The sequence below is a fragment of the Pararhodobacter sp. CCB-MM2 genome (assembly GCF_001691415.1).
In the GTDB taxonomy this organism is placed as follows: Bacteria; Pseudomonadota; Alphaproteobacteria; order Rhodobacterales; family Rhodobacteraceae; genus Pararhodobacter.
On the sequence record NZ_LRRR01000012.1, the window covers coordinates 115,227 to 123,554 of the forward strand.

The window sequence follows — 8,328 nt, forward strand, 5'->3', positions numbered from 1 at the left end:
CAGCCCCTCGCCGACACGCCCCGAAACTCGTTACCCTGCTGTCTCTCGCGTCTGTCAGGCGACGTGACGGCCCTTGGCGACCGGGCGCCCGGCGTAGGTCTTGTCGCCGACCTTCACCACCATCAGCCCGCTGGCGGTGGTGCGCACGAACTTGCCCTGGATGCTCAGATAGCGGCCGATCATGACGGTCTTCAGCATGGTTTGTCCCCCGATTAACCTTGCCTCATTTGTGACACAATTGGGCAGGGATCGCTAGGAGAACCACGAGGTTTATCGTTTGAGATCAGGAACTTGATTGTCCTATTGTTGCGCTATTCTGGGGCAATATCGCCGCGAGTGGCGATTGTTTCTGAATTGATTACAGCCAATCCCGCAGGATCGGGATCAGCGGGATGTCAGCGGGCGGCATCGGGTAATCGGCCAGATCGCGCGCGCGGACCCATTTCAGCACCTGCCCTTCGCGCGGGGTGACGATTCCCTCCCAGCGACGGCAGGCGAACAGCGGCATCAGCAGATGGAAATCCTCATAGGCATGGCTGGCGAAGGTCAGGGGGGCGAGGCAAGATTGCCAGGTCTCGATCCCCAATTCCTCGTGCAGCTCGCGGATCAGCGCGGCTTCGGGCGTCTCGCCCGCCTCGACCTTGCCGCCGGGGAATTCCCACAGGCCGGCCATGGACTTGCCCTCGGGCCGTTGGGCAATGAGAACGCGGCCATCGGCATCGATGAGGGCGACAGCGGAGACGAGGACGAGTTTCATGGCGCGATATTCCGGGCGTGGCTTTCAAGTGGAGAGGCCGGGGGGCTGTCTGCCCCCCGGACCCCCCGAGGATATTTGGAGCACAAAGACGGGGCGGCCTTCCGCCAGCGCTTCGCTTACGAGCGGTAATCGGCGTTGATGTCGATGTAGCGATGGGTCAGATCGCAGGTCCAGACCTTGGCCTTGCCCTTGCCCAGACCCAGATCGACGCCGATCTCGAGATCTTCGTTCAGCATGTAGGCCGCGCCTTCGGCTTCCTTGTAGTCGGGATCGACGAGGCCCGCGGTGGCGACGGTGATGTCGCCGAAGGTGATGCCCAGCTTGTCACGGTCGGCGGCGGCGCCGGATTTGCCGACGGCGGCGACGATGCGGCCCCAGTTCGGGTCTTGGCCAGCGATCGCGGTCTTCACCAGCGGCGAATTGGCGATCGACAGGGCGCAGCGTTTGGCGTCGGCGTCGCTCTCGGCGCCGGTGACGGTGATGCCGACGAACTTGGTCGCGCCCTCGCCGTCGCGGATCACCTGATGCGCGAGGTTCATCATCACGTCGTTCAGCGCACGCTCGAAGGCCTTGGCCTCGGCCGAGCGCATGTTGGTCAGCGCCGGACCCTGACCCGTGGCGGCCATCAGCAGCGTGTCCGAGGTCGAGGTGTCGCTGTCGACGGTGATGCAGTTGAACGAGGTGTCGGTGAGACGGCTGACCACCGATTGCAGCTGGCTCTGGCCGATCTTCACGTCGGTGAAGATATAGACCAGCATCGTCGCCATGTCGGGCGCGATCATGCCCGAGCCCTTGGCGATGCCGGCGATGGTCGCAGTCTGGCCGCCGATTTCCAGCGTGGCCATGGCGCCCTTAGGGAAGGTGTCCGTGGTCATGATGGCGCGGGCGGCGTCGGCGATGCCGTCGGGCTTCAGGCCCGAGACGAGGCCGTCGAGCGCGGCCTCGATGCGGTCATGCGGCAGGGGCTCGCCGATCACGCCGGTCGAGGAGGTGAAGACGCGGGTTTCCGGCACGCCGAGTTTCTCGGCGACCGAGGCCGAGAGCGCGTTGACCGAAGCCCAGCCGCGCGCGCCGGTGAAGGCGTTGGAATTGCCCGAATTGACGAGGATCGCGGCACCTTGGTCGGCCCCGGCCTTGACGCCGATCTTGGCCTGACAATCGAGAACCGCAGCCGAGCGGGTGGCCGAGCGGGTGAAGGTGCCGGCGACGACCGAGCCGGGCGCAAGGCGCGCCAGCATCACGTCGGTGCGGCCCTTGTAGCGCACGCCGGCCTGCGCGGTGGCGAAGTCGACCCCGGCGATGGCGGGCAGCAGCGGGAAGCCGTCCTTGGGGGCCAGCGGCGAGACCATCACGACCTTGGTTTTCGGCGCGGGCGCGACGGCGGCAACCGGGGCGGCGAGGCGGCTGGCCAGCGACTTGGCGCGGGCTTTCCACTTCTTTGCCTTCTGCTTGTACTTCTTGGCCATGGCCAGGGATCTCCGGTCAGGAAAGAGAAAGGCCCGCACCCCCGGAGGGGTACGGGCCGGATGCGGGCGCAGGATACGCGCGTCGCGATTACTCGTCCAGCAGGGTCATGTCGCTGAGAAGATTGACATCGACGCCTTCCGACAGGTCTTCGACAGTGGTGTTGGCGCTCAGGCCGTCGATATAGGTGCGGGTGGCTTCGCGCTGGATCTCGGCGACCAGTTCCTCGCGCACATCCGCCAGGGCCGGGGCCGAGGCATCGCGGATTTCCTGCAGCTGGATCACGTGCCAGCCGAAGCGGGTCTGCACCGGCTCGGACACCTGGCCAGGCTCCAGCGCTTCGACGGCGGCCTGGAAGTCGGGGATCATCACGCCGGCGGGGAACCAGCCGAGGTCACCGCCCTGCTGGGCCGAACCGTCGATCGAGAATTCCCGCGCGACATCGGCGAATTCGCGGCCCTCGGCCAGCGCGGCGACGACCTGATCGCGCTCTTCCTCGGTACGGACGAGAATATGAGCGGCGTGGTATTCGGTGACGGGATCGCCCTCGTTGTATTCGGCGGCGAAGGCCTCGTAGGCGGCGGCGATGCTCTCGTCGGTGACGGCTTCCTGCGCAACATCCATCAGCGCGGCATTGGCGAGGAAGTTGCGCGTCTCGTTCTCGAGCATGATTTCCTGAGCATGGGTCAGGCTGCCTTCGGTCGACTGGGCGATCACTTCCTGTTCGATCAGCTGCTGCACGATGGCGGGGAACAGCGTCTCGTCGGGCACCTGGGCGAATTGCTGCGGCAGCTGGCTGCGCAGGGCAATCGCATGGCCGAGCGTGATCTCGGTATCGCCGACGCGGGCCAGCACCGTCGAGGCGTCCTGCGCCATCGCCGGAACGGCAAAGGCGGCAAAGACGGCGGTGGCCGCGGCAAATCGAGCGTTTTTGAACATGCTAGGCTCCTGAATCGCGCCCCGAAGGGCCGGTAAGATTGACTTGGCTAGGCCTGCCCACTACATGCCAGAACGGATTTTCGGGCTGGCCAGACGGGTTCTGTTTAAGAAAGCAGCCGCCGACCGGCAAGACTGCCGGCGCTGACAGCCGGTCACACAAAGGCGAGCGGAGAAAGCATGTTGGGTCTTGGAACTCTGAGCCGGAAGGTTTTCGGCACGGCGAACGATCGCAAGGTAAAGGCCGTGCGACCGCTGGTTGCGAAGATCAACGCGCTCGAGGAGGAATACGCCGCGCTCGACGATGCGGGCCTCGTCGCCAAGACCGCCGAGTTCAAGGAACGCTACGCCAAGGGCGAGAGCCTGGACAGCCTGCTGCCCGAGGCCTTCGCCAACTGCCGCGAGGGGGCCAAGCGCGCCATCGGCCTGCGGGCGTTCGACGTGCAGCTCATTGGCGGCATCTTCCTGCATCAGGGCAACATCGCCGAGATGAAGACGGGTGAGGGCAAGACCCTTGTCGCAACCTTCCCGGCCTATCTGAACGCGCTTTCGGGCGACGGCGTGCATGTCGTCACCGTCAACGACTACCTCGCCCGCCGCGACGCCGGCTGGATGAGCAAGGTCTATGGCAAGCTGGGTCTGACCACCGGTGTCGTCGTCCCGCATCAGCCGGATGACGAAAAGCGCGTGGCCTATCAGTCGGATATTACCTACGCGACGAACAACGAGCTGGGCTTCGACTACCTGCGCGACAACATGAAGACCTCGCTGGATCAGATGATGCAGCGCGGGCACAACTTCGCCATCGTCGATGAGGTCGACTCGATCCTGATCGACGAAGCCCGGACGCCGCTGATCATCTCGGGCCCGATGCCGGACAAGGGCAACCTCTATGTCCGTGTGAACGCTCTGATCCCCTCGCTGGTGGATGAGGATTTCACGCTGGATGAGAAGGCGCGCTCGGTCACCTATACCGACGAGGGCAACGAGCATATCGAGCAACTGCTCTATGCCGATGGGCTCCTGCCGGAAGGTCAGTCGCTGTACGATCCGGAATCGACGACGCTGGTGCACCACGTCAATCAGGCCCTGCGCGCGCACAAGATGCTGCACAAGGACCAGCATTACATCGTGCGCGACGGCAAGATCGTCCTGATCGACGAGCATACCGGCCGTATGATGCTGGGCCGCCAGCTGTCCGAGGGCCTGCATCAGGCTGTCGAGGCCAAGGAAGGCGTGCAGATCCAGCCCGAGACCGTGACCATGGCCTCGGTGACGTTCCAGAACTACTTCCGCATGTACAAGAAGCTGGGCGGCATGACCGGCACGGCCTCGACCGAGGCGGAAGAATTCCAGGAAATCTACAACCTCGGCGTGGTCGAGATCCCGACCAACCGTCCGATCGCCCGGATCGACGAGCACGATCAGGTCTACAAATCCGCGCGTGAGAAGTTCGACGGCATCGTCGCCGAGATCAAGGCGGCGCAGGAGAAGGGTCAGCCGATCCTCGTCGGCACCACCTCGATCGAGAAATCCGAAGAATTGTCGCAGATGCTGACCAAAGCCGGCATCGCGCACAACGTCCTCAACGCCCGCCAGCACGAGCGCGAGGCGAACATCGTCGCCGAGGCCGGCCGTCTGGGCGCCGTCACCATAGCCACCAACATGGCCGGTCGTGGTACGGACATCCAGCTGGGCGGCAACGTCGAGATGCAGGTGCAGGATGCGCTGGCCGCCGATCCGACCGCCGATCCCGTGGCCCTGCGCGAGCGGATCGAGGCCGAGGTCGCAGGCGAGAAGGAAAAGGTTCTGGCGGCGGGCGGTCTTTTCGTCCTCGCCACCGAGCGCCATGAATCGCGCCGGATCGACAACCAGCTGCGGGGCCGCTCGGGCCGTCAGGGCGATCCCGGTCGCTCGGTGTTCTTCCTGTCGCTGGAAGACGACCTGATGCGCATCTTCGGCTCCGAGCGTCTGGAGAAGGTCCTCTCGACGCTGGGCATGAAGGAAGGCGAGGCGATCGTGCACCCCTGGGTGAACAAGTCGCTGGAAAAGGCGCAGGGCAAGGTCGAGGCGCGCAACTTCGACATCCGCAAGACGCTGCTGAAGTTCGACAACGTCATGAACGACCAGCGTAGGGTGATCTTCGAACAGCGTCTGGAGATCCTGGAATCCGAGGACCTGTCCGAGGTCACGGGCGACATGCGCCATGCCGTGGTCGAGGATCTGGTCAGCCAGTTCCTGCCGCAGGGTTCCTATGCCGATCAATGGGATACCGATGGTCTGGCCGCGGCCCTGAAGGACAAGCTGAACCTTGACTTGCCGGTCGCGCAATGGGCCGACGAGGATGGCGTGGATCAGGAGATCGTGCGCGAGCGCATCACCGAAGCCGCCGATACGCTGATGACCGAGAAGGAGGCCTCCTTCACCTCGGACACCATGCGTCAGATCGAGAAGCAGCTGCTGCTGAACGTCATCGACAGCAAATGGCGCGAGCATATCGTCACGCTCGACCACCTGCGCTCGGCGGTGAACTTCCGCGGCCTCGCCCAGCGTGACCCGCTGAACGAGTACAAGTCGGAAGCCTTCGTGCTGTTTGAGCATATGCTCGGCGCCCTGCGTGAGGACGTCACCCGCCAGCTGTCGCGCATCCGTCCGCTGACCGCCGAGGAACAGGCGGCGATGCAGCAGCAGATGGCGCTGCAGGCCGCTGCCGCGCGCGACGATGGCAAGCTGGACGCGCCGATGCCGCTGCCCCGTCTGGGCGGTGGCGCCCCGGCCCCGGCGGCTGCGCCCGAGGCTCCGGCCGGCACGCCGCGCGAAGGCTTCGACGAGAACGATCAGGCGACCTGGGGCAACCCCAGCCGCAACGATCCTTGCCCCTGCGGCTCGGGCAAGAAGTTCAAGCAATGCCACGGTGCGCTGGCCTGATCGGCCGGCCATTGTTCCCAGACGACGTGAAAGGGGCCCCTCGGGCCCCTTTTTCACATCCGTCAACGACCCGGCCCCGGTCCACCGGATCTTAACACTGCCCAGAAACAATCAACCGATAGCCCAAAAGCTGCCTGCTTTGCCGCCGATCTTGCCGCCAACGCAGAGAGTCTTTCAGTCGGAGTCGGTCATGAATAGGGTCCGCATCGTTGCCGTTGCTGCCGTCGCCATGGGGGCGGCCGTCGTCGCCGGAACCAAGTTCCAGCAATCGCGCGAAGCCGCGATGATGCAGGCCATGCCGGCCGAGGGGCTGTCAACGGCCTCGGTCCTGCCGGGTGTCGGGGGCGCGGCGCCCACGGCCTCCACGCCGTCGACCGCGCCATCGTTGATCGCCGCGTCCGAGGAGAGCAGCAGCGATATGCGCCCGGTCGGCCGGATCGCAGTCCCGGTCGCGCCCTCGATCGCCTCGCCAGAGCCGCAGGGCGGCGCTACGCCGTCCATCGCCGCGCCGGTAACCCAACTGGCCGATGCGCGCAGCCCGGCCCCTGCAGAGCCGCTGCAGCGCGCCAGCGTCGTCCCCAACGCCGAGGATGTCGCCACCGTCTCGCCCGCGCCCGGCGTCCTGCCGCGCCAATTGCCGCCGGTTGCGACCGCGCCCTTGCCGCTGGATACCCCGCGCAGCACCGATCTGACCTCGGACACCCCGCTCGATTCCGATCTGCGGGCCGAGCTGGAGGCCTGCGCCGTCTGGCTGGTCGTCACCCCGGCCCCCGGCGCCATGCTGGAAACCTCGGTCTATGCGCCCTGCGACAGCAACGCCGTGGTGCATCTGGACCATGCCGGGCTGCAATTCGACGCGCAGTTGGGCGCCGACGGTCAGCTGCTCGCGCAGATCCCGGCGCTGACCAGCGATGCCGAGGTCACGCTCAGCTTCATCGATGGCCGCAGCCAAAGCGACCGCACCACGGTGCCGGACCTGTCCACGATGGAGCGCGTGGTTCTGCAATGGGCGGCCCCGGTCGCGCTGGAGCTGAACGCTTACGAATTCGGCGCGGATTGGGGGGATGCGGGCCATGTCTCGTCCCGCCAGCCGCACCAGCCGGGCATCGCCGGCCAAGGGTTCCTGACCGCGCTGGGCGATCCGGCGATCGCCGGTGGCACTCAGGCGCAGGTCTATTCCTACCCGCGCGGGGAAACGCCGCAGACCGGGCGCGTGTCGCTGGAGATCGAAGTGCCGGTGACGGATGCGAGCTGCGGCAAGGCCCTCAGTGCCAACACCATCGAGCTGCACGGCGACGGTGCCGCCCAGATCCGGACCCTGCGCCTGGACATGCCCGATTGCGATGGCGCCGGCGGCTATGTGGTCCTGCCGGGTGTCCTCCCCGAACTTCAGATTGCCCTGAATCAGGGGTAATCGTCGCGTCCCAGATTGGGGCGGCAGTCATAGGGCGGCGCTCATCCGGGGGGATGGGCGCCGCTTCTGCATGGCGGCTTGGCGGACGGTGCGCGGCGGTATTAGAGCAGGCCTTCCGCGCGGAAGCTGAACTCCGTGGATTTGCCGATCACTAAGTGGTCGTGCAGGGTCAGCGAGAGCGCCTCGGCCCCGGTGCGGATGCGTTCCGTCAGCGCGATGTCCTGTTGGCTGGGGGTGGGATCACCCGTCGGATGGTTGTGCACGAGGATCAGTGCCGAGGCTTCCAATTCCAGCGCGCGGCGCAGGACCTCTCGCGGATAGAGGGGGACATGGTCGACGGTGCCTTTACCCTGTTCCTCATCGGCAATCAGGCAGTTCTTCCGGTCAAGGAACAGCACCCGCGCGTGTTCGATCCCCCGGTGCGCCATCGTCGTGTGGCAATAATCCAGCAGAGCGTCCCAGCTGGAAATCACCGGCCGGTTCAGCACCTTGGCGCGGGTCAGACGGCCGGCGACGGCTTCGGCCAGTTTCAGGGCGACGAGAATTGTCTCGCCGACGCCCTCGACCTTGCGGAGCTGGGACTCCGGGGCGGTGACGACGCCGGCGAGGCTGCCGAACTGCTGGATCAGGCTATGCGCGAGCGGTTTCACATCCGCGCGGGGAATGGCGCCGAAGAGGATCAGCTCCAACATCTCGTAATCCGGGACGGCCGCCGCCCCGCCATCAAGGAACCGCTGCCGCAAGCGCTTGCGGTGATCCTTGAGGTACGAGGGTACGCGACCCATGTCCGAAGCCGGGTGCACGGCCTGGGGGGCGGTGAACCTGTCGT

Annotated in this window: 7 protein-coding genes; 2 read left to right on the forward strand and 5 right to left on the reverse strand. The window is 65.8% G+C overall.

Annotation, left to right across the window (positions count from 1 at the left end; all coding sequences use genetic code 11):
- Nucleotides 1–54: 54 nt before the first annotated feature.
- The 4 genes from BCY78_RS25865 to BCY78_RS13575 form a co-directional block, all read right to left on the reverse strand.
- Nucleotides 55–198, reverse strand: a complete 144-nt coding sequence (locus tag BCY78_RS25865) for a hypothetical protein (RefSeq protein ID WP_199523153.1) — start codon at nucleotides 196–198, stop codon at nucleotides 55–57.
- Nucleotides 199–358: 160 nt separating this feature from the next.
- Nucleotides 359–757 (reverse strand): 8-oxo-dGTP diphosphatase MutT, encoded by a 399-nt coding sequence (mutT, locus tag BCY78_RS13565; protein WP_068302744.1) that lies wholly within the window; start codon nucleotides 755–757, stop codon nucleotides 359–361.
- Between the two features lie 116 nt (nucleotides 758–873).
- Nucleotides 874–2,223 (reverse strand): bifunctional glutamate N-acetyltransferase/amino-acid acetyltransferase ArgJ, encoded by a 1,350-nt coding sequence (gene argJ / locus BCY78_RS13570; RefSeq protein WP_083195026.1) that lies wholly within the window; start codon nucleotides 2,221–2,223, stop codon nucleotides 874–876.
- A gap of 88 nt (nucleotides 2,224–2,311) precedes the next feature.
- Nucleotides 2,312–3,160: a peptidylprolyl isomerase gene (locus BCY78_RS13575; RefSeq protein WP_068302747.1), complete on the reverse strand. Its 849-nt coding sequence runs from the start codon at nucleotides 3,158–3,160 to the stop codon at nucleotides 2,312–2,314.
- A 177-nt stretch (nucleotides 3,161–3,337) separates the two neighbouring features.
- On the opposite strand from BCY78_RS13575, the gene secA reads away from it, so the two are divergent.
- Together secA and BCY78_RS13585 are read left to right on the forward strand one after the other, a co-directional pair.
- Nucleotides 3,338–6,085 (forward strand): preprotein translocase subunit SecA, encoded by a 2,748-nt coding sequence (secA, locus tag BCY78_RS13580; protein WP_068302748.1) that lies wholly within the window; start codon nucleotides 3,338–3,340, stop codon nucleotides 6,083–6,085.
- A gap of 190 nt (nucleotides 6,086–6,275) precedes the next feature.
- Complete coding sequence (locus BCY78_RS13585; RefSeq protein WP_068302750.1) at nucleotides 6,276–7,499, forward strand: hypothetical protein; 1,224 nt, start codon at nucleotides 6,276–6,278, stop codon at nucleotides 7,497–7,499.
- A gap of 101 nt (nucleotides 7,500–7,600) precedes the next feature.
- On the opposite strand, the gene radC is transcribed toward BCY78_RS13585, so the two are convergent.
- A complete protein-coding gene (gene radC / locus BCY78_RS13590) occupies nucleotides 7,601–8,302 on the reverse strand; it encodes a DNA repair protein RadC (protein WP_369808702.1) in 702 nt (233 codons plus the stop codon).
- Between the last annotated feature and the right edge of the window lie 26 nt (nucleotides 8,303–8,328).